This is a genomic window from Photobacterium sp. GB-50, assembly GCF_003026755.1.
Taxonomy (GTDB): domain Bacteria; phylum Pseudomonadota; class Gammaproteobacteria; order Enterobacterales; family Vibrionaceae; genus Photobacterium.
Map to the genome: position 1 here is coordinate 119,454 of NZ_PYNX01000002.1, position 22,634 is coordinate 142,087.

General features: G+C 41.8%; 19 protein-coding genes and 1 pseudogene. 4 read left to right on the forward strand and 16 right to left on the reverse strand.

The window, feature by feature from the left end:
* Nucleotides 1–49: 49 nt before the first annotated feature.
* Nucleotides 50–811, forward strand: coding sequence for a glycosyltransferase family 2 protein (locus C9J41_RS03275; protein ID WP_146151672.1), 762 nt, complete (start codon nt 50–52; stop codon nt 809–811).
* Between the two features lie 50 nt (nt 812–861).
* Nucleotides 862–2,097 carry an exopolysaccharide biosynthesis polyprenyl glycosylphosphotransferase gene (locus C9J41_RS03280; RefSeq protein WP_107294215.1) on the forward strand — a complete coding sequence of 412 codons (1,236 nt, stop codon included), beginning with the start codon at nt 862–864 and terminating at the stop codon, nt 2,095–2,097.
* A 133-nt stretch (nt 2,098–2,230) separates the two neighbouring features.
* Here the strand turns inward: C9J41_RS03280 and C9J41_RS03285 are convergent, their stop codons facing one another.
* Entirely contained in the window at nt 2,231–2,620 is a 390-nt protein-coding gene (locus C9J41_RS03285; protein ID WP_255418310.1) for a tyrosine-type recombinase/integrase, read from the reverse strand.
* A gap of 271 nt (nt 2,621–2,891) precedes the next feature.
* Here C9J41_RS03285 and C9J41_RS03290 point away from each other — a divergent pair.
* Nucleotides 2,892–3,569 (forward strand): annotated as a pseudogene (locus C9J41_RS03290) (dTDP-glucose 4,6-dehydratase); the annotation flags it as partial.
* A 234-nt stretch (nt 3,570–3,803) separates the two neighbouring features.
* The gene (gene tsgA / locus C9J41_RS03295; protein WP_107245837.1) at nt 3,804–4,994 is read left to right on the forward strand and encodes an MFS transporter TsgA; all 1,191 of its coding nucleotides are present in this window, start codon (nt 3,804–3,806) and stop codon (nt 4,992–4,994) included.
* 65 nt (nt 4,995–5,059) lie between these two features.
* Here tsgA and C9J41_RS03300 read toward each other — a convergent pair whose 3' ends face one another.
* From C9J41_RS03300 to C9J41_RS03370, 15 genes are all read right to left on the reverse strand, one after another.
* Nucleotides 5,060–6,316, reverse strand: coding sequence for an aromatic amino acid transport family protein (locus C9J41_RS03300; protein WP_107294218.1), 1,257 nt, complete (start codon nt 6,314–6,316; stop codon nt 5,060–5,062).
* 276 nt (nt 6,317–6,592) lie between these two features.
* Nucleotides 6,593–7,708, reverse strand: a complete 1,116-nt coding sequence (ald, locus tag C9J41_RS03305; protein WP_107206112.1) for an alanine dehydrogenase — start codon at nt 7,706–7,708, stop codon at nt 6,593–6,595.
* Nucleotides 7,709–8,265: 557 nt separating this feature from the next.
* Nucleotides 8,266–9,708: an NADH-quinone oxidoreductase subunit N gene (locus C9J41_RS03310; protein WP_107294219.1), complete on the reverse strand. Its 1,443-nt coding sequence runs from the start codon at nt 9,706–9,708 to the stop codon at nt 8,266–8,268.
* Nucleotides 9,695–11,197, reverse strand: a complete 1,503-nt coding sequence (locus C9J41_RS03315) for a NuoM family protein (RefSeq protein ID WP_107294220.1) — start codon at nt 11,195–11,197, stop codon at nt 9,695–9,697. The genes C9J41_RS03310 and C9J41_RS03315 overlap by 14 nt, the downstream gene beginning before the upstream one ends.
* Before the next feature lie 18 nt (nt 11,198–11,215).
* Nucleotides 11,216–13,096: an NADH-quinone oxidoreductase subunit L gene (gene nuoL / locus C9J41_RS03320; RefSeq protein ID WP_107245847.1), complete on the reverse strand. Its 1,881-nt coding sequence runs from the start codon at nt 13,094–13,096 to the stop codon at nt 11,216–11,218.
* Nucleotides 13,096–13,419, reverse strand: coding sequence for an NADH-quinone oxidoreductase subunit NuoK (gene nuoK, locus C9J41_RS03325; RefSeq protein WP_005368949.1), 324 nt, complete (start codon nt 13,417–13,419; stop codon nt 13,096–13,098). The genes nuoL and nuoK overlap by 1 nt, the downstream gene beginning before the upstream one ends.
* On the reverse strand, nt 13,416–13,949 hold the full coding sequence (locus tag C9J41_RS03330) for an NADH-quinone oxidoreductase subunit J (RefSeq protein ID WP_107294221.1): 534 nt from the start codon (nt 13,947–13,949) through the stop codon (nt 13,416–13,418). Before C9J41_RS03330 ends, nuoK begins: the two co-directional genes overlap by 4 nt.
* Nucleotides 13,950–13,963: 14 nt before the next feature.
* Entirely contained in the window at nt 13,964–14,500 is a 537-nt protein-coding gene (nuoI, locus tag C9J41_RS03335; protein ID WP_369917482.1) for an NADH-quinone oxidoreductase subunit NuoI, read from the reverse strand.
* Nucleotides 14,501–14,522: 22 nt separating this feature from the next.
* Nucleotides 14,523–15,500: an NADH-quinone oxidoreductase subunit NuoH gene (gene nuoH / locus C9J41_RS03340; RefSeq protein WP_045062688.1), complete on the reverse strand. Its 978-nt coding sequence runs from the start codon at nt 15,498–15,500 to the stop codon at nt 14,523–14,525.
* A complete protein-coding gene (gene nuoG, locus C9J41_RS03345; RefSeq protein WP_107294223.1) occupies nt 15,500–17,866 on the reverse strand; it encodes an NADH-quinone oxidoreductase subunit NuoG in 2,367 nt (788 codons plus the stop codon). The genes nuoH and nuoG overlap by 1 nt, the downstream gene beginning before the upstream one ends.
* Before the next feature lie 2 nt (nt 17,867–17,868).
* Nucleotides 17,869–19,152 carry an NADH-quinone oxidoreductase subunit NuoF gene (gene nuoF / locus C9J41_RS03350; RefSeq protein WP_107206117.1) on the reverse strand — a complete coding sequence of 428 codons (1,284 nt, stop codon included), beginning with the start codon at nt 19,150–19,152 and terminating at the stop codon, nt 17,869–17,871.
* Nucleotides 19,152–19,718: an NADH-quinone oxidoreductase subunit NuoE gene (nuoE, locus tag C9J41_RS03355; protein WP_107206118.1), complete on the reverse strand. Its 567-nt coding sequence runs from the start codon at nt 19,716–19,718 to the stop codon at nt 19,152–19,154. The genes nuoF and nuoE overlap by 1 nt, the downstream gene beginning before the upstream one ends.
* Nucleotides 19,719–19,805: 87 nt before the next feature.
* The gene (gene nuoD / locus C9J41_RS03360; RefSeq protein ID WP_107294224.1) at nt 19,806–21,503 is read right to left on the reverse strand and encodes an NADH dehydrogenase (quinone) subunit D; all 1,698 of its coding nucleotides are present in this window, start codon (nt 21,501–21,503) and stop codon (nt 19,806–19,808) included.
* Nucleotides 21,503–22,054, reverse strand: coding sequence for an NADH-quinone oxidoreductase subunit B (locus C9J41_RS03365; RefSeq protein ID WP_105059766.1), 552 nt, complete (start codon nt 22,052–22,054; stop codon nt 21,503–21,505). The genes nuoD and C9J41_RS03365 overlap by 1 nt, the downstream gene beginning before the upstream one ends.
* The gene (locus tag C9J41_RS03370; protein WP_006646494.1) at nt 22,051–22,425 is read right to left on the reverse strand and encodes an NADH-quinone oxidoreductase subunit A; all 375 of its coding nucleotides are present in this window, start codon (nt 22,423–22,425) and stop codon (nt 22,051–22,053) included. Before C9J41_RS03370 ends, C9J41_RS03365 begins: the two co-directional genes overlap by 4 nt.
* Between the last annotated feature and the right edge of the window lie 209 nt (nt 22,426–22,634).

The following is a 22,634-nucleotide window of genomic DNA, read 5'->3' on the forward strand; positions in this document are numbered from 1 at the left end:
GTAAAGAATATACAAAATAATATTGTATATTCTTTCTTACTTGTTTGGGATGATGATGTTGGACTTTTCAATAGTAACTGTATCTTATAACTCTGCTTTGACTATATCGGAAACAATAGACTCTGTTCTTAGTCAGAAAGGTGTTGATTTTGAGTATATTATAATTGACGGTGGTTCTAAAGATAATACTTTAGAGATAATAAAAAGCTATAATGATCCTCGTGTTAAATATATATCTGAACCAGATGATGGTTTATATAATGCCATGAATAAAGGGCTAAAATTAGCTAGTGGCGAAGTCGTTGCAATATTAAATTCTGATGATTTATATACTCATGAGCTTGTGCTCGATAGAGTTAAAAATGAATTTTTATTTAATTCATCTGACATTGTTAGTGGGCACATTTATTATTTTGATGAAGACAAGAATATTAAAGGAAGAGTATATAAGTGCTCTGACTATTTGTGTTCAAGTCAATGGTTAGATGGCTGGCAACCTCCTCATCCTAGTACATTTGTAAAAAAAGTCGTCTATGATAATGTTGGAGAATATAGTGAATGTTATAAGATATCATCCGATTATGATTTTTTATTTCGAGCCCTTTATTTAAATAAATTTAAACATAGTGTTATTGATGAATACTTAGTAGCGATGAGGACAGGAGGAGAAAGTACCAGAAGTTTTGGTGCTATAATAAAGGGGAATAAAGAAGTGCGGGAGATATTGAAAAGTCATGGTGTTCATATAAGTAAACTATTTACGGCTAAAAAAATAACGAAAAAGCTATTCAATAAATTTAGTAGAAAGTAAGTTTCTCTTTTATTTGTTATTTTTTCTATAAATTATCTAGAGAAATGTAAATGAACATAAAACCAATTCAAAAACTGTTATCAAACTCATACATTTGCCACTTGATTGGCATATTCTTTGTTGTTTCAATATTGAATGTTCTTTTTCCATTCAAACCAGAAACAGTTGTAAATTCTTTTTGGATCACATCTGGTTGTTACCTAATCAGTGCCATCGTCTTACCCAAAATATCAGCATACCTATTAGTTGAACGTAAATATTATATTTTACCTGTCGTTACTACAGTTTTTGTGGTGGCGATGAGTTTAATATTTTTGACTCGAGTCGATTATTCTCGTAGCGTTTTAATTTATGGCGGTATCATTTCTTTTTGCTGGTTTTATATAACTTCGCTTATTCGACAAGAATCTCATCGTTTAGTATTATTTGCGATTCCAAACTTCGATATTAAGTCTCTTAATCAAAAAGGACGTGTTCGTGTTATAGAACTTAAACAACCTTACAACATTAAGGATGTCAAAGGTGGTTTAGTTGTTGATTTACACAGAAATTTGACTCCAGAGTCAGAGAAGTTTATTGCTGATTGTAGTTTGGCAAATATTTCTGTGTTCCATGCTGAAAGTATTAAAGAGATGCTTGAAGGTAAAGTTCAGACAGAACATTTATCTGAGAATGCAATAGGTACTTTGCTACCAAATCCACTTTATATGACGTTTAAACGTTTTTGGGAATCGTTAATTATAATTGTATCTTTTCCTATCACTTTGCCTATTATGGCGATCACTGCATTCTTAATTAAATTAGAAAACCCAGGACCAGCTATGTTTATACAGGAACGAGTTGGTCAAGGTGGTAATGTTTTTCGTATTTACAAGTTTCGCAGTATGACTATTAAAGAGGCTGGTAGTGAAGATAAGTTTGCTACACAAGAACAAGCCCGTGTCACTAAAGTAGGTAAAGTTATTCGTAAAGTTCGTATTGATGAGCTACCTCAATTTTTTAATGTTTTGAAAGGCGATATGTCTCTTATTGGACCTAGACCAGAGCAAGATAGTTTTGTAAAACAATTTGAGCAAGAAATCCCGTTTTATGGTTATCGTCATATGGTTAAACCTGGTATCACTGGCTGGGCTCAGGTAGTTCAAGGTTATGCAGATGATACAGAGTCAACGACTGTGAAATTAGCTTACGATTTATACTATATTAAGAATTTATCTTTTTGGTTAGATGTTAATATAGTTTTTAAAACTATTCGAACAATGCTTACTGGTTTTGGCGCTAAATAGTTTTATTGTAACTATTTTTAGTCGAATAAAAACAGTCTGATATTAGTAATATCGGGCTGTTTTTTGCGCTAGTTTAACTACTCCAACAGAGCGCATTAAATCAGAAAAAGCACTGTCGGCATTGCGCATTGCATTAAACACATAGAGTATATTTTAATGGGCCGCTAAATACGGTACTGCTGCTACAGTAGTAGGTTTCATGAGGGGGACGTGTTTTTAATCCTGCACGTTTTAGTGTCGGGTACCACATTTGTTTGCTAATATAGCGATTATCCAATGGCTCGCCACTATCCTTGTTAAACAGAAAATCGTCAGATTCGGTTAACGTGGCGGTAATACGCTTAAGGGACGATAATAAAATATCATTGATGGGTAAATCGCAGCGAAATTTAGATTTTTTCACATCGGTAATTTTAGCAAACATTACATTTTGACGGACTTTAATTAAGCGATGATCAAAATCAGTATGCTTAAGTTTAAGACCGTGCACTTCACAACTTCTCATTCCGGCTATAAAATTCAGTAGAAAATAGCTATACTATGTAGGTTCGACATAGTCTAAAAAGGGTTTTTCATCCTGTAATGTCATCGGCGAACTAACGTCTTTTAGCTCTCGCAATAAAAAGAGATAAAGTGAAAAGGGATAATCAAATTTAAATTCTTCTGTAACAATAACCATGAGCACAATTAACGGCCCAAAAAATTATTAATGTACGCATTCTATAATGGTGTCTACCTTCTTTTTTCTTCGTAAGCGTCTAATTTAGCAGTGATGCCTTATTAGACCTCATCGATTGGGAAGTTCCAGAGCTTCATATCTTACGAGTTGTAAGCTGTTTCGGTTTCTTCATGTATCAATCGATGAGGCTTATGGCGATCTTTCACTACAAGCGAAGCCGCTTACTGAAACCTCATCTTATCAGCCATCAAGCCCTTATTCAGCCTCGAAAGCATCGAGCGATCATTTAGTCAGAGCGTGGCACCGCACTTATGGTTTGCCTGTCATTGTGACAAATTGTTCAAACAATTATGGCGCGTATCAATACCCTGAAAAGTTGCTCCCTGTGGTGATCTTAAATGCTTTAGCAGGAAAATCGCTCCCTATCTATGGTAACGGTCAGCAAGTGCGTGACTGGCTGTATGTTGATGACCATGCTAAAGCGTTAGTGGCGGTTCTGGAAAAGGGAAAAGTCGGCGAGACGTATAATATTGGTGGTAACAATGAACAAACCAATATTGCTGTTGTTCATGCTATCTGCGATGTATTGGAGATCTTAGTGCCTAATAAACCGCAAGGGGTTAAGGCATACCGTGATTTGATCACTTATGTGGATGATCGTCCTGGTCATGATAAACGCTATGCGATTAATGCATCCAAAATTTCTCAAGAGCTTGGCTGGACGCCGCAAGAGAGTTTTGAAACGGGTTTAAGAAAAACAGTCGAATGGTATTTAGCTAATCCATCATGGTAGCTAGCAATGTAATAGCAGTCAAAGAGTAAGTTTTAACCAGCAAATAGTTTGAGTAGTTAGATTAATACTCACTCTGTTGTGTATTGATGGCTGAATAAAAACTGAAAAAATTGGTGTTTAATCGGAGTAAAACCCATAATGAATATTCTTTGTGAGTATAATCACAATTAAGAGTAATATGAATTGATAGCATTCATCATATTATTATCTATTAGAACGTTTTCAGGATTTGCAATGACAAACACAAATCGCAACCTCCTGACATGGATTAGTTTTTTATCATATGCGCTAACAGGCTCATTGATTATCGTCACAGGTATCGTGATGGGGGATATTGCTAAGTACTTCAACTTACCAATATCAAGCATGAGTAACACCTTTACCTTTTTAAATACAGGTATCTTAATCTCCATCTTCCTTAATGTATGGTTGATGGAAATTGTGCCGTTAAAACGCCAGCTCATCTTTGGTTTTTGTCTTATGGTCTTGGCGATATTCGGGCTGATGTTTGGGCATAGTATCGCGATTTTCTCTGGCTGCATGTTTGTATTAGGTGTCGTGAGTGGTATCACCATGTCAATTGGTACCTATTTGATCACCCATATCTATGAAGGTAAGCAACGCGGCTCGCGTCTACTGTTTACAGACTCATTTTTTAGTATGGCAGGGATGATTTTCCCAATAATTTCTGCAGCGGTTCTGGCTCATCATCTTCAGTGGTACTGGGTGTATGTGGCTATCGGTATTATTTATCTAGCGATTTTTGTGCTGACGTTATTTGCTGAATTCCCTGTACTGGGTAAAAAAGACGAAGAAGAATTTGAAGTCATCCCTGAAAAAGAGAAATGGGGCTTAGGCGTTGTGTTCTTAGCGATTGCGGCCTTATGCTACATTCTTGGTCAGCTAGGTTTTGTTTCTTGGATCCCTGAATATGCCACTAAAGATTTGGGCATGTCGATCACCGATGCGGGTCATTTAGTCAGTTACTTCTGGGGCGCATACATGGTTGGTATGTGGATCTTCAGTGCTATTTTGAAAAAGTTCGACTTACAGCGTCTTGTCATGGTGTTATCGGCATTAGCGACAGTATTAATGTATTGGTTTAATAAAGATACTGATGCCAAAACATTACTGTATGTGATCTCTATTCTTGGCTTCTTTAGTAGTGCGATTTACACATCTATTATTACGCTAGGCTCACAGCAGACTAAAGCATCATCACCGAAGTTGGTGAACTTCATTTTACTTTGTGGCACCATCGGTACTATGTTGACCTTTGTGGTAACCAGCCCAATCGTGGAGAACTTTGGCACACATGCGGCATTAGTTACCGCGAACGGTTTGTATGCGGTTGTCTTCTTGATGTGTTTCTTAGTCGGCTTTGTCACTAAACACCGTATCCATGGTCACGCTGACGCTGAATAAAAACGTACAGTAAAAAGAATATTGAAAGCCATCGTATGTAAGTGCGATGGCTTTTTTATTTTAAGCTAAACCAAATTATATAGAATCGCTGAGATAGCAATTAAGCCGATAACAGTCACGAAAATATTACTTATCTTTCCGCGATATTTCTTCATTGATTCAACATTTCTAATCGCATACATCGGCAGAATAAATAAAATCAGGGCGATCACAGGGCCTGAAAATGTTTCCATAATACCCAGTACACTTGGATTCTTTACTGCGGCATACCATACCGAGAAAAATAAAATACCAATGGTAAGTTTATTAACAACGTTAGGTTTTAGGTTGGTATGTTTGGCAATGATCCCGCTTAAACTTTCTCGTCCACCAAGGAAGTGACCAAAGAACGATGAGATGATAGCAATACAAGCAATGAAGGGACCAAATGACCCAATCAAGCCACTTCCAGTCACATTTGCAAGGTAAGACAAAATAGAAATGTTTTGTGCCTTAGCTTCGGCTAATTGAGCGGGGGTTAAGCTGAGCGCACAAGAGAAAACGAAGAATAATACAAAGGTGATTAACATCATCGATGTGTGTTTTAAGATAAAGTCGACACGTTTACCTGCCTGCTCTCCGTAATGTCTTTTTTGGGCAACAGAAAAACTAGAAATAGCAGCGGTGTGGCTGAATGCAAAAATAGTGGTAGGAATAGCGAGCCATAGGGTTTGAGTAAATGTTTTTGCATCTGGCATATCGGCAAAGTTTGGCATTTGCCAATTAGGGATCATATAAACTGAGATCCCAAATAAGATGAAGACTAATGGATAAACAATCACTTCAAAGGCACGTAATACAGTTTTTTCACCGGCTGTCATCACTCCAATTAGGAGGGCGACAAGAACACCAGATAGCAACACCCGCGATGGCGTAGCCATACCCATCTGATTCACCATAAAGCTTTCAACGGTATTGGTTAATCCCACCCCATAAATCATTAAAATCGGAAAAATAGATAAGAAGTAGAGTAGTGAGATCAGAAAACCGAAGCGGTGACCAAAATGTTCTTCGGCAACATCAGTAAACTCAGCTTTCGAGTTATTTGACGATAAAATAAATCGTGCCAAGCCACGGTGGGCCAAAAATGTCATTGGTCCTGCCAGCAAGGCTATAGTGATCAAAGGCCAGAAACCATTTACACCAATATTGATTGGTAAGAATAATATCCCTGCGCCAACGGCTGTGCCAAATAAGCTTATGATCCAAGTTTTATCGTGTTTATTGAGGGTGAGTTTTTGTTCTGCGTGGGTGGATATTTCAATGTTATTGGAAGTCGACATGTGATTGACCTTATTGGTTAATGTATTTGTTATAGGTTTTTTCATATCGAATACAATGTTAACAAATTGGTAATCTTTGCAGTATTCTAAATAGGAATGCTTGTTACTTTGATCGCATTAATATTTTGGTTTGTTTAGATTTTTATTTGATTTTATTTTGCTGCGTGTGATTTTAATGGTTTAATATTTTGTGTTAATGGGGTTTTGAGGACGTAAAAACTCCTGCTGGAGGAGTGAATGAAATAACCAGCAGGAGGAGGGGGGGAATGCTATGAATCACGCGATAGCAGAGTCTGCATCAACGTAAGGTAAATCCAATGATGTTGCTACGCTCTCACAAGTGATTTGTCCACGGTAAACATTTAGGCCATTTAATAGGTGCTTATCGTCTTGTAGCGCTTTTTTGTAGCCTTTATTTGCAAGGTTAACAATGTAAGGCAGTGTTACATTGTTTAGTGCCACAGCTGATGTACGAGCAACCGCACCTGGCATGTTTGCAACACAGTAGTGAACCACCTCATCAACAATGTAGGTAGGCTCGCTGTGAGTCGTTGCATGGGATGTTTCTACACAGCCACCTTGGTCGATAGCAACATCGACAATTGCAGCGCCTGGCTTCATCTTCTTGATCATTTCAGCAGTAACCAGTTTCGGAGCCGCAGCACCAACGACTAGCACACCACCGATAACAAGATCTGCTTCAAGCACATGTTTTTCAATTGAGTCATTGGTTGAGTAAACTGTTTTTAGTTTACCGTTGAACTGTACATCTAGTTGGCGAAGTACATCGATATTACGGTCAATAACTGTGACATCAGCTTGTAGACCTAATGCCATTTGTGCTGCATTTGCACCTACAACACCACCACCAATAATCACAACTTTTGCTGGTTCAACACCTGGTACGCCACCAAGTAGTATGCCACTTCCACCACGTGACTTCTCTAATGCGAATGCGCCAGCTTGAATAGACATGCGACCAGCCACTTCTGACATTGGTGCAAGTAGTGGTAGACGACCGTTTTTATCTGTCACGGTTTCGTAAGCAATACACACGGCTTTGCTATTAATGAGATCATGCGTTTGCTCTGGATCCGGGGCTAGGTGTAGGTAAGTAAATAGAATTTGCCCTTCGCGAAGCATCGCACGCTCAACAGCTTGAGGCTCTTTTACTTTTACAATCATTTCTGCTTTTGCAAAAACATCAGATGCTGTTGCTAGGATTTGTGCACCCGCATCAATGTAGTCTTGATCGCTAAAGCCAATACCTGTGCCTGCGTTGGTTTCGACAAAAACATGATGACCATGAGAGACCACTTCTTTAACTGACGCTGGGATCATACCTACGCGATATTCATGTGTTTTGATTTCTTTAGGGATACCAATGATCATAATTTAAGCCTTAATATCTGTTGTTTTGTTTATTACTTGTTATTGGAATGATTAATAGGTTAAACAAAATAACCTGAAATGTGTCACTGTTTTTTAACTAATAACCAACAAAAGAAACCAGTTTTTCGTTTGTTTTTGGTGTTAAAAACCAAATTAGATATTCGTCACAGTTGATAGTTTGTTCTGATGGTTGTTTTTTGGTTCTAATAACTGGTTTTTATTTGTTATTGTAGTATTTGAGTCTTTTTATTATTTAAATTTTGGTTTTTATGACTTTTTATTTTTATGTTTCTTGTGTTTTTGATGTCATTTTTTACTTCTAAAGGAGGTTTTGATTTTTAATATCAAAAATCAACGTTAATTAGTTTTATATTCTGCTTGGCTAGATGAGATTTAATTTTTTGTTGATATAGCAGAGGATTGTACTTTTAGTGATGAGCTTTTTCGCAGGGATTTTGTGAGGGATAGGGCTAATTAAATAAGGAAAGTGTAGCTTGAAAGAAATAAAGAGAAGACATGAAGAACCTCGCTGCTTGTACAGCGAGGTTGCTCATTTGTTAAAACATATAAGTAAGTGCTTCTTGAGCAAAGATGCCCAATGCGATAGTGGCAAACGCACCGACACTGATCACCACTGTTGAACCAAACTCTACACTTTCAACATTTGCAGATTGGTTGTGGTGGTGATATTCCTCTTTAGCGAAGAAGGCCAGTAGGATACGAAGGTAGTAAAATACGGAGACTGCAGAAGCTAATGCAGCGAGTACAACCATGCCTAAATATCCGTTGCCAAGTACACTTGCGAACAGGAAGAACTTGGCAAAAAAGCCAGCAGTAGGGGGGACGCCCGCCAATGAAAGCACAGCAATCGCCATTGCAACACCAGCGAGTGGGTAACGTCGACCTAAACCGCGATAACCTTTTAATTCACCCGTTGGGTTATGTTTGTTTAACATTGCAATCACAGCAAACGCGACCAGATTCATCACGGCATAGCTCAGTCCGTAATAAGCGGTAGCATGAACCGCTTCTGATAAAGAGGCGCTACTGTTCGGGATCACACTGGTTAGTGCCATGAGTGCGTAGCCGAAGTGGGCAACGGATGAATAAGCCAGAATACGTTTGATATTGGTTTGGCGGAAAGCCAATAGGTTACCAAACACAATGCTAAATAACACAAAGCCCCAAAGTACAAACGAGATTTGATCCCAAATAGGTTCAATTTGAATCACGAAGTGAATAACAAATGTCAGCATTGCAATTTTGGCGATACTACCAATAAATGCCATCACAGGCGCAGGTGAAGCTTGCAGTGTATCAGCCAGCCAGCTATGAAATGGTGCTAAAGCCAGTTCAAAGCATATGCCTACAAATAGCAACATAAAGCCGATCAATGCGACCATCGGCATCGCGTTAGCACTGGTGAGCGCTTTTGGTATTTCACTAATAACGATAGTGCCCGCACCAAAATAGATCAGTGCAATACCAAACATAAAGAATGCTGCAGCAACAGTGGCTGTGACAGCATACTTAAGCCCTCCTTCGATGGCTCCTTTACGTTGAGGGTTCCATGCGATGAGTGCAAACATTGGAATGGCAATGGTTTCCATTCCTAGGAATGCTGCTAACAAGTTACTTGCTGAGGCCAAGATAAATGTACCGAGTACAGCTATCAGTATCAGGGCGTAAAACTCTTCTGCAACATGCTTGTTGAGGGCTGGGTAGTTTTTAGCCAGTAATATGGTTGCCAGTCCTCCTGCTGCGAATAATTCAAAAGCAACGAGTGTGAAATGATCAATAACCACAAAGTTTTCAATATTCGCACTGTGTCCGAATAAAGAAGCCACTGACAACATGGTCGCTAATAGCACCACAATCGATCCCATATAAGGGAGTTGTTGGTTGTTCTTACCCGGCAGAACACCTAACAGGAGGACACCTAAAGCACCTAGTCCAAGGATGGCAAAGGGTATTGCACTAATTAACTCATGAGATGACATTGATAACCCCTTCAATCAATGAATATGAACCCGAATGAATGGATGCCAGTGTTTTGGTTGATGACATCATAAGTTGCAGTAAATAGTTCGGATCTAAGCCAACCCAGAATAACCCAATGACAATGATGGATGCTGTTAGCTTTTCTCGTGCTGTCAGATCGATTAATTTACGTTGTTCATTGTCGTCAGAGATTGGCCCTAAGAATGCCAGTCCATAGGCTCTTAAGAAGTAAACCACACCTAACACTATCGAGAATGCAGCCAAGCTTGTCCAAAGAGGTGAGACAGAGAAACTACCTGCGAGGAGTAAGATTTCACCTGCAAAGTTACCTAATCCTGGAATACCAACACTTGCAGCAACAATAAATAGTAGGAAGACGCCAATACCCGGGAGGACTTTATATAAGCCGCTCATTTCATCAAACTTACCGCTAAACCCGCGCGCTTGAAGCATACGTACAACGGCAAACAGACCTGCCACTGAAAGACCGTGAGCAATTAATTGGATCACTGCACCATTCAATGCTTGAAGTTGCCATGCAAAAATCGCTAAGACCACTAAGTTCATGTGACTGATACTTGAGTAAGCAATCACATTACGGAGATCTTTTTGACGGAAAGCGAGTAGGGCGGCGTATAAGCTACCGATTGCACCCAGTGCCATACCGATATACATCATTTGATGCATTGCTTCAGGGAAGATAGCTAAACAGAAACGCAAGATACCGTATGCGCCGACGTTAGCCATAACACCAGATAGCAGTAGTGATACCGCAGGTGCCCCTTCGCGGTAGGTGTCAGGCGCCCAAAAGTGAAATGGGAAACCTGGGATTTTAATTAAGAAGGCAATTAAGAATCCGCATACAACTGGAATAGCCAATTCACCCGTAATTGGATGGGAAGCTAAGTAGAAGTAATCAAATGTCCATACACCTGTGTTGTTACCATTAATGATGTAAAGAGCAACAAGCGATACAAGCATTAATAAAGAGCCTGTGATGGTCACAAGAACAAATTTTAATGCTGCTTGCTTGGTATCTTTACCGCCCCAGAAACTCAACATGAAGTAAATGGGAATTAACATAAGTTCCCAAAATACGTAGAAGAGCATGAGATCAAGAGCAAGAAATGCCCCCATAATGCCACTGAGTGTTAATAGCATTAGTGGGCCAAAAGCCTGCCAACGATTCACTTGGTGCCAAGCAACAAGCATTGCAACGATGAACAAGGTACAGGTTAAACCAATCAGGCTTAAGCTGATCCCATCCATGCTGACTAAATATTTAATGCCGAAGTCAGGGATCCAGTTGAGGCTTTCTGTCATGGAAAAACCATGAACTTGATGGGTGATAAATATCCAAGCTACTAACATTGACTCAATAATGAGTGTGGTTAATGTCATGGAGCGTGCAATAAATGGCAGCTTACGGCAACTTGAGCCGATAAGTAGTGCAGCTACCATGGGTAAGAAAATCAATAAACTAAGCATATATCAAACCTAAATAGCTCAAACCAAGTAAAAAAGCAGAAGAACAGAACCTGCAATCATCATAATGACATAACGAGAAAGCTGGCTGCCTTGTACATCACTAACGGCTTCGCCTGAGAGAGATAACATTGCCGCGATCCCTTTCACAATGGCCTGATTCAGCACCCATCGTTCAATAACCGTTTCTAGCAGCTTGGAAAGACCTTTGAAGCCACGAATAACCGTTAGTTTTGACAGGTCGTCGATATACCATGCTGAGTTCAGGAATTGACAATTACCGATGCCATGCCCCTGTTTAAGCTCTTGTTTTACTAAGATGTATGCAATCCATACCCCAGCAATAGCGACTAATGAGCCAACAACTTGCAGCATAAGACCTGCAGAGGTTGCAATCTCTGGCGCTGTACCTAGTTGACTGTCAATCCACGGGAGGAATAGGTGAGGGCCAAAAGACCATTCGTTAGGAAACTGCATCCAACCAATAGCGATCGAACCAACGGCTAAAATACCCGTTGAAACTTTCATCTGCCAAGGAAGACCATTATTTTTCAGGTAGCGAGGTTCACTAAATGCTGTACGGTTTTCACCATTGAAGACCATAAAGTACATACGGAAGCTGTAAATACTGGTAAATAATGCGCCCGCTAAACCAAGTGCACCCAGTAACCAACCTAAATAGCCTGTTTCCGTTGCTGCTATGATGGCATCTTTTGAGAAGAAGCTTGCAGTGATGACAGGCAGTGCGGCTAAACTTGCAGAGCCTGCTAGGTAAGTCCATTTAAGCCAAGGCAGTCGTTTGCCGAGACCGCCCATTTTGCGAATGTCATGATCGTGATTAAACATATCGATAATGACACCAGAGCTGATAAATAGCAGTGCTTTAAAACACGCATGAACAATGACGTGGAAAATAGCTAAATCATAAGCACCCACACCTAGCGCAGCAAACATATAGCCAATTTGGCTGATGGTTGAGTAGGCGAGAATACGTTTGATGTCGTTCTGCGCCAGCGCACATGTCGCGGCATAAAACGCCGTAAATGCACCCACAAGTGATACCCACCATGTGACATCAGGGACTAAATTAAAGAGCACATGATTACGTGCAATCAAGTACACCCCAGCCGTTACCATGGTTGCTGCGTGGATCAATGCCGATACCGTAGAAGGACCTGCCATTGATTCAGGCAGCCAAACATGGAACGGGAACTGGGCTGATTTGGCCATACCGCCGAACAAGAATAGAAGACAAATCGCGCCAATTAACCATAAGTTCATCGATTGCTGGCTAGCAATAGAATAGATCTCGTTAAGGTTAACGGTTTTGAACACGGTGAATGTCAGTAAGATACCAATCGCAAGTAAGGTATCGCCAATGCGTGTTACGATGAATGCTTTACGTCCTGAGTACACATTCTTTTCTTTGTTGTAGTAATGAGAAATCAGTCCGTATGAACATAGCCCCATGATTTCCCAACCTGTGTATAGCAGGATTAAATTATCCGCCATCACAAAGAACAACATGCCAGCAACGAATAGATTTAAATAGCAAAAGTAGCGTCTTTCACCAAAATCACGGCGCATGAAGGGAACGGAGAACAAGTGGATAAGAAATCCCACCCAGCTTGTCACTGTCATCATTACTAGCGAGAGGCGATCAACCGATAACCCAATGTTGACGTTCCAATCACCAACAGCCATCCACGTCCATAATTGCTGGTGGAAAGCGGGGTTAAAATCACTGGATAGCCATAGCATGCCAGTGAGTACAGCCGACACTAAGACCGAGAGTGAAGCGAGTATACCGCTGGCACGAGTCGGAAAGTGCTTGCCAAATAAGACAATTAAGGCGGCGCTGAAAAGCGGAGCGGCAGGAATTAACCATAACCATGTATTCATTACAGTTCTCCCTTACTAATTAATGTATTGCTAAGCTGGTTAAGTTTGTCGATACGGGTTGTTTTTAGGTGTTTGTACGACAACATGGCGAGCATCAAAACAACAGAAAGCTCACAGCCTGCTGCAATCATCAAAAAGATAGTAATGATTTGTCCTGTTGGATTTCCCCAATGTTGACCTGCTTCAACCGCGGCTAACGCAACGCCATTAAGCATGACTTCGATACCCATAAGTACGAACAACAGCTGTCGGCGAACAACAACAATGAGGAGGCCAATAATGAACATGGCAAAGGATAAAATTAAGATAGTCAGTGGACTCATGCGTGCTCCTCCACTTTATCATCAGTCTCTGAGTGGCGAACTTTCATTTGTGCCGCGAGATAAATCACAGCAACTAACGCACCAAGTAAGAGCGTTGATAGCGCTTCTATCGCGAGTTTGTAATGAGTAAATAAATCCGCACCAACAGCTTTAGGACTGATGGTTTTGATCGTTTCGATTGTATAGAACTGATTACCGTGATGTAGAACGATGAAAGCCTCAACTAACATAACGGTGAGTAAGATCACCGGTAAAATGACAGTGCGATTGGCCGTGAGTGGGAAGGTGCGGCTTGTCGGACTCAACATAATGAAGAAGACAAACAACACCATGATTGCCCCGACGTACAAAATAATTTGTAACGCGGCAATAAACGGCGCACCCAATAAATAGAAAATAACAGCCAGTGCGAGTAGCGATGTGGTTAAATACACCGCACCATGCATCGGCTCTTTGACAAACAGTAAACTGATTGCTGCCAATAGCATGATGGCACTACTGGCATAGAAAATAATATTCCAAGTTAACATGAATGATGATGTCCTTATGGCAGCAGAGAGTACACATCGATCGGTGGTTTTTCATTTTCACCATCGCCGATAGCTTTACCTGTAATTGCTACACCTGCTTGCTTGTAGTAATTAAAGTCTGGGTGTTTACCTGTGCCATCAATGAGTAAGTCTTCTTTTTCATAAAGCAGCTTGTCACGAGAATATTTACCCATTTCAAAATCAGTGGTGCATTGAATCGATAGGGTTGGACATGCTTCTTCACACATGCCACAGAAAATGCAGCGACTAAAGTCCAGTTCAAATGTTTTGGCATATCGACGCTCATCTTCTCGCTCAGCCCCTTGAATGGTGATTGCATTAGCAGGGCATACTGAAGAGCATAAATAACAAGCAACACAACGTTCATCACCGTCAGGATCGCGCGTTAATACAATGCGACCGCGCCAGCGTTCAGGTAAGTCTGGTTTTACCTCTGGATAACAAACCGTATCGCGTGGTGCCCAAACGTGCTTAATGGTTGCCGCAAAAGCCCCTGTGACCTCTTGTAAAACCTGTATAACTTTCATGATTGTCTCTCTCTAATGTTGGGGGCTACATCCAGAATGTACCGACAAGGGCGGTCACAATGATGTTGACGATGCCGATTGGAAGTAAGAATTTCCAACCGAATGCCATGAGCTGGTCGTAACGCGTTCGCGGTAAGCTGGCACGCATCCATACAAAGAAGAAAACTAACAGGAAGGTTTTCAATACAAACCATAAGACGCCAACAAGCGGATAGGCTTCAGCCCATGGTCCGTGCCATCCGCCGAGGTACAAGGTTGTTGCCATTGCACCGACGAGGATCACACCTAGGTATTCACCAAGGAAAAACATCGCAAAAGGCATACCGCCATATTCGGTATTAAAACCTGCATTAAGCTCGTTTTCGGCTTCAGGCATATCGAATGGCAAGCGGTGAGTTTCTGCAATACCTGCGATTAGGAATACAAGGAAGCCAACCGGTTGAAGGAGGATATACGGTGTCGTTTGTGCATCAACAATTTGCGTTAAGCTAAAGCTGCCAGCAAGCATAACCACTCCCAATACCGCCATACCCATTGCTAATTCATAACTGATTAACTGAGCAATAGTACGAATTGCGCCAAGCATGGTGTATTTCGAGCTTGATGCCCATCCGCCTAAAAAGACTCCATAAGCGTGAATGGAGCTTAATCCCATCAAAAAGAGCAGACCGATGTTTAAGTCTGCTGCCCATGAGATATTTTTACCTATAGGCAGTAAGGCAAAGCTAACAAGAATCGATACCACGACAAGGATTGGTGCTAAAGCGTAGAGCTTTTTGTCGACAAACCCGGGCATGAAATATTCTTTTGTTAGCAGTTTTGCTGCATCACATAGTGCTTGGAATAACCCTAATGGACCTGCTCGGTTAGGGCCGTAACGGTCTTGCAATAAGGCAAGACAGCGACGTTCAAATAGAACGGTATAGCCTGCAACTAAAATCAAACCAAAGATAGTGATAACCATACCGACCAGAATAAAAATCCAGTACTGCAATGAATCCATTAGGCTTCTCCCATCATGATGACCGATGCACTACCAATAATGTTTTTGATTTCCTCCTTTTTATCTGCATCAATAAAAAGCTCAGAGGTGCGCTCAAGACACAATGGTGAAGCAATATCAGCCTGAAGTAGGCGCATATCTGCTTGATTTAAAGCAACCGTGAGGTCAGCAACTTGAGAGGAAATCACCGCAGGGCGTACCAACTTCTGATCACCGCAAATAATCATTAATTGATCACCATTGCTAAGGTTTAGCGAGGCAGCCAGTGTGGGATTTATTGAAGCGGAAGATCCTGGCTTGAGAGAGCGGATTTCAGGCGCATGATCGGCAACATATCCTTCACCAAACCATTTACTCAGTGCAACTTGCGGCTGAGTACTTTGAATTGCTGGTGGATTTGTTTTCTGTTCAAGTGGTAATTGTGTGCACTTAAGCTTGTCTTTTTCGATGATGATCCCGTCATCACCAGCTTGAGGTAGCGTCGGTGCGAGCTCAGTTAACCATTGCTCGATTGTCTCAGGTGATTTCATTAAGGTTTCAATCATGTCATGAGCGTCAATCGTGGCTGTTTTTCTCGCGAAAGCCTTGCTAAAACGCTGTAGTCTACCTTCATAGTTAATCGTCATACCGTCCCTTTCTGGCCATGCTGCGAGTGGCAATAAGGTGTCGCTTAAGTGTGCTGTTTTGGTTAAGACTTTATCGATCACAATCAATTGGTCTAGCTTGTCATGCAATGCATGCCAGTGTGGATGATTGGTATTCAGCGGATCGCTGCCGACAACAACCAATGTCTTTATTTTGTCACTCTCTATTTGCGTCATCAGCTCAGCACATGAGTTTTCTTGTGCTGTTAATGCTGCATTAACAGAGCCGGCACTCGGTAAAGCAATCGCCATTTTGGCTGTAGGTGCAAGTGACTCTGTAATAGTATTAAGTAGAGAGATATCTGTAGTATTAAGCAGTTCAGCCACACCAATAATGACGGGTTTTTCCGCCTGTTTTAGTGTATTGGCAACATCTTTAATCCAGAGATCTTCCACAGCACCATCATGAACAGCTGTGTTAATTTGTGTTAAACAGTCTTGCCATTGGCTTGGTGCTAACGCTTTAACATGGCCTCGCTGAAGTTTATTCAAGGCTGTAACGAGGTGAGAAGGTGTTGCATGTAATACATACACATCTTTTTTAGCCTTGATAACTTGGCGTACCGCAAGATCAAGCATAGGCGCATGTTCAGTGAGCTCTCCTACCACGAAAACCGCATCTGATTGCTCTATATCTGATATAGAAGGCGCATTGTGATTCGCTGCTACAGCGGTTTTCGTCAAGGCTTCTTGTTGCGGTGAAATAAATGGTGAGAACGGCGCATTCATCTCTTTTGCAATAGCTTTCAGTGCCAAGTTAGTCGTGAGATCTTCTTCTACGGAACCTAAAATACCCACATGACCTTCAGCTCTAACAAGGGCTATTTTCAGTGCATCTAGAGGTGACGTTTTTACGACTTTGCCTTGCTCTGATACGTATTTAGGTCTTGAGTACGACTCGGTGCCATGAGACCCATAACGACCACGATCACAGATAAAATAAGGATTTACTTTTGATGCTTCGTTGTTAGGTTGAACGCGTCGTAGGGTTCCTTCACGTCCACCGACTTCGATATTACACCCCACACTACAACCTGAGCAGATTGAAGGCGCTTTTTCTAACATCCATATACGGCTGTATTTACGGCGGTAAACCTTATCGGTAAAAACGCCGGTTGGACATACGCTGACTAAATTGCCTGAGAATGGACTATCGAATGCGCCATCTTCTGTTCGGCGGAAAAGTACGTGATTGCTTGACCCCATTGCACCAAAATCATCACCAAGCGCATAGTCTTGATAAAAGCGTACGCAGCGATAACAGGTCACACAGCGGTTCATGGTTTGGTATACCAACGGACCGAGGAATTGATCCGGCATGGTACGTTTTTGTCCATCATAACGGCGGTAAGCATGGCCGACACTGATGGTTGTGTCTTGAAGGTGACAGTCACCGCCTTCATCACAAACAGGGCAATCATTGGGGTGGTTGGTCATATAAAATTCAACCACGGCTTTTTGGATTTGTTTTGCTTTTGGCGATTTAAAACGAAATTGCTGGCCATCTTGTGCTGGAATGCTACAAGTCATCACGGTACGCGGTTTTTCACCTTCTTTTTGTGGCACGGTTTCCATGGCACAAATACGACAAGAGCCTGCGGCACCTAATGCTGGGTGGTAGCAAAAATAAGGTGTATCGATCCCCGCTTTACGCGCAGCGTCTAACACATTTTGCCCAGGCTCAAACTTGACAGCTTTGTCATCTATATAGATAGTTCCCATGATCAACATGCCTCCGCAGTTAGCTGGTGGTTGTGAGTACAGCGTTGCTCTTCAATATGGGATTCAAAAACATGTTTGAAGTGTTTTAATCCAGTCATGATTGGCATCAGCGCCCCCGGTGCAAGCGCACAGAAGGTGTTGGGATAGATGGTTTCACAGAGCTCATGAAGCAGATCCAGATCTTTGGAGGTCGCTTCTCCTGTTTCAAATTTTTTCAATACATGCACGACATACGGCAAGCCATCACGGCAAGGTGTGCAGTAGCCACATGATTCTCTTGCGAAAAATTCTGTCAGGTTGATCATGAAGTCTATTGGACAAATCGTATCGTCCATCACAATGATCCCGCCAGTACCTAAACGTGAACCAACAGTCGCTGGGCCGTCCCAATCGAGGGGAACGTCGAGATGTTCAGGGAGCATGAATTGCGTTGAGGCACCACCAGGTAGAAAACCGACAAGCTCACGATCGTCAAGTAATCCACCTGCGTGTTCGAAAATAAGCTCTCTAGCTGTAGTCCCTAATGGCAATTCAAAGAAGCCAGGCTTTTTGACCGGACCAGACACTTGGTAAATATGGCTTCCTGCGGCATCACCTTTACCTTGAGATTTGAACCACTCGGCGCCTTTATGAACGATCCAAGGAATATGACAGATGGATTCCACATTGTTGACTATGGTTGGCTGTCCCCACAGACCTTTTACGATAGGGAAGGGCGGTTTAGAACGCGGGTTACCACGGTAGCCTTCAAGGGCATTGAGTAGGGCGGTTTCTTCACCACAGATATAGCGCCCAGCACTTAAGTGAACGTCAACATCAAGATCCCAGCCAGAGCCCATGACATTTTCACCCACAAGCCCAGCCGCTCGTGCTTCTTGTACCGCTTTCTCAAGACCTTTTGCCCCTTCGCGATATTCTCCACGAATGAAAACAAATGCTTTGTCTGCACCAAGTATGTAACTACTTGCGATAACGCCTTCTAAAATAGTGTGCGGATCGCGATAAAGCACTTGTCTATCTTTAAACGAGCCCGGTTCTGATTCATCTAAATTCACCACCAAGTAAACGGGGTGACTGGCATCTTTTGCAAGGAAGCCCCATTTCACGCCAGTTGGGAAACCACCACCACCACAGCCACGTAGACCAGATGCTTTTAGTTCTGCCAGTAAAGGCTCTTTTGGTTGACCAATAATAGAATTAAGGCTTTGGTAACCACCATTTTCACAGTACTCAGCAAAATTTAATGGTTTTGGGTGATGAAAGTTGCGTGAAAGTACTAAGTCCATTACATCACCTCCTCATTTGGTTTTGCTGGCGCATCTTGAGGAGTCAGCATCGAAATAATATTTTGGTAATCAGGCTTCTCTGATAGCTTGATCTCTTCTTCTGCTAATTCAGTTAAGATCATTCTTATGCGTTCAGGTGTTAGTTCACCTTCAACACGATCATCATTGATTAGAGCGGCTGGAGCGCGATCGCATAGTCCAAGACAAATACTGGGTAGAACGGTAATGCTGCCATCATTAGCGATCTCTCCTAATGCTTTACCTGTTGCATTTTCTGCCGCTTCTAGCACTTTTTTCGCACCTCGGGTATGGCAAGAAATGCTGTCACAGACACGCATGACATTGCGACCAACAGGACGTCGGCGCAAAAGCGTATAAAACGTGATAAGTTCATCTAGCTGCGTTGTTGATAGGTCTGTAAGTTCACTAACAAGGTTGAGACTTGGTTTCGTGATATAGCCATATTTATCTTGCATAAAATAAAGACAATAGATGGCACCGGCTCTTTTTTCTGGGTAATGAGCAATATGCTCTTCCAGATGAGCTCTTTCTTGATCTGTTAACATGATTTCCTCACATTGCGGACTTTATTTATGACGAGCGACATTCGTCTTATTCGTCTCAACATCTACATGGGATGTTGTTTTTATTGTTTAGCGATCAATATCAGCGAGTACGTAATCGATAGAGCCGATTAAACAGATGATATTGCTCAATAAGTCGCCTTTAGAAACGGCTTTAACGGATTGGAAATGTGTAAATGAAGGTGTTCGAATTCGGACACGGTAAGGACATCCTGTTCCATTACTGATGGTGTGGTAGCTTGTGACCCCTTTAGCGGTTTCTGTTGCAAAAAAGGTTTCAGCAACTGGGAAGTTAAAGCCTCTGCCTGTATCAACAAAGCTGTGGATCAGGGTTTCGATATCGCGTAATGCATTTTGTTTTCGAGGAAAACCAAAGTTAGGCGCATTGTCAGCAAGGATAGGGCCTTCAGGCATACGTGCCGCCGCTTGTCGAATGATCTTCAAACTCTCAACCACTTCTTGCACACGGAGAACGGTACGGGTGTAGGCATCACCATCTTGACCAACAGGAACGTCAAAGTCGTAATCTTCGTAACCCATGTAAGGGAAATCTTTACGCATATCGAAGTTAATACCTGTCGCACGCAAGTTTGGTCCTGTTAAGCCCCAATCAAGCGCCATTGACTGACTGTAAACCGCAATGTTTTGGGTCCGTACTTTGAAGATCATTGAGTTGGTCATTAACTTTTCAAGATCGGGGACAAGCTGTTCGATACCTTGGCAGGCATGTTCAACTTTTTCTTCCCAGCCATCAGGTAAATCTTGAGACACACCACCAATTCTGAAGAACGCAGGGTGCATACGACCGCCACAGATCAACTCGATAACATCGAAGATTTTCTCACGCTCGGTGAAAGCATAAAAAGCGGGAGCCATACCCCCTAGGTTATGCGTGATACTGCCAAACCATACGAGATGGCTCGAAATTCGGAATAATTCGCATAACATAATCCGCATGGTCTTGGCACGTTCGGGGACTTCAATCCCTGTCATTGCTTCAAGCCCTAATAAGTAGGGCAGTTCACCTGCTACACCACCTAAGTAATCGATACGATCGGTATAAGGGATGTAATTATGAAAAGTATGACGCTCGGCAATTTTCTCTGCTCCGCGATGGTGGAAGCCAATTTCTTGATCCAAGTCTTCAATGAACTCGCCTTTCATTTTAACTTTTAGGCGGATCACGCCATCGGTACCAGGGTGGTTAGGGCCGATGTTTAGTACCATGCTGCCATCGTCTTGCTTACCTTGAATATCATAGGACTTCATAACATCATCAAAGTCTGATCCTTCAAGATCGAAAGGTTCATCCATTAAGGTCGCACGACAAGGATAAGATTTACGTAGTGGATGACCTTTCCAAAAATCAAAAGTTAAGATACGGCGTAGATCGGGGTGATCAGTGAATTTAATCCCGAACATGTCATAGACTTCACGCTCATACCAATTCGCGTTAGGCCAAAGCCCAACTACGCTAGGTACTTCAATGGTGTCATTAGCAATGTGTGTGCGAATGGAAATAAATGCCTTATTTTTCACACTCAGCAGATAATAAAACACACTGAGTCCGCCACCACGTTCACATTCATCAATTGCTGAAAGGTCGAACAGCATTTCAAATTGTGAAGAAGCCTCATTTTTTAGGAAATGTAAGGTATCGATAAGGTGTTCTTTTTTTACTTCGAAACTTTCACAACCAATGATTTCGTGGTTTGGCGCTTTAGCACCGAAACGCTCAATGAGTATTTGACGATCGTTATTATTCATTATTCGACCCTCAAACCGAGTGGTTTACGGTTTTTACTTAGCACAGATACTGGGTTAGCTTGAACGTGCTCTTGAAGCATGATCAAACCCTCGAGTAGGGCGTCTGGACGAGGCGGGCAACCAGGGACATAGACGTCAACAGGAAGAATTTTATCGACGCCTTGTACAACACTGTAAATGTCATACATACCGCCAGAGTTTGAACAAGACCCCATTGAAATCACCCATTTAGGCTCAAGCATTTGATCATAAATATGCTTCATTAACGGCGCCATTTTCACAAAGCAGGTACCAGCGGTGATAAGCACGTCACTTTGGCGTGGCGAGCCACGAAGTACTTCAGAACCAAACCTTGCCATGTCATAGCGAGGCGTCGCTGCCGTCATCATTTCAACGAAACAGCATGATGTCCCAAAGTTGTAAGGCCAGAGCGAATGCTTCCGACTATAGGAAATAAGATCATCAACCTTACCAACAATATTGGTAATGATGTTGTTGCCTTTTTCATTCGAGGAATTACCGACGTTAACGGTTTGAATTATATCGCTCATGACTCATACACTCCGATTTGAAAGACACCTTTACGTATCATGTAAATGAACCCTAAAAGTAAAATCACCAAAAAGGTGACGCCAGCAATGACACCCGGTATACCGAGTTGCCAATAGTCGACTCCCCATGCAAAAAGGATTGCGGCTTCTAATTCAAAAATGAGAAACGCAACAGCGATGAGGTAATAACTAATAGAGAAGTTATGCTTTGTTGTTCCAGAGGGTAAAAGACCACATTCGAAAGGCTGTTCTTTATCAAAACGACGACCAAATCCACCTATAGACTTACTAATAAATAAAATGGAAGCGATCACCGCAAAGACGAGAAGGCTGAAGACACCGATCATGATTCCTGGGTTGAAATCACTCATTTGCACTCCTTGTCGAATTTGATGCATTAGCCATCAAACACACTTGATAAACCAAGGTGCTAACAGCGTGAGCTTACATCTCATTCGTATTTCAACATTACTTTCAAAAGAGCTTAATTTAATTGGTCGTTAAACTAGCCCTATCGTTATTTTTATACGTTGCATACTTAGTCACTATTTCTTATTTGAGCATTGTTAAAAATAGACAA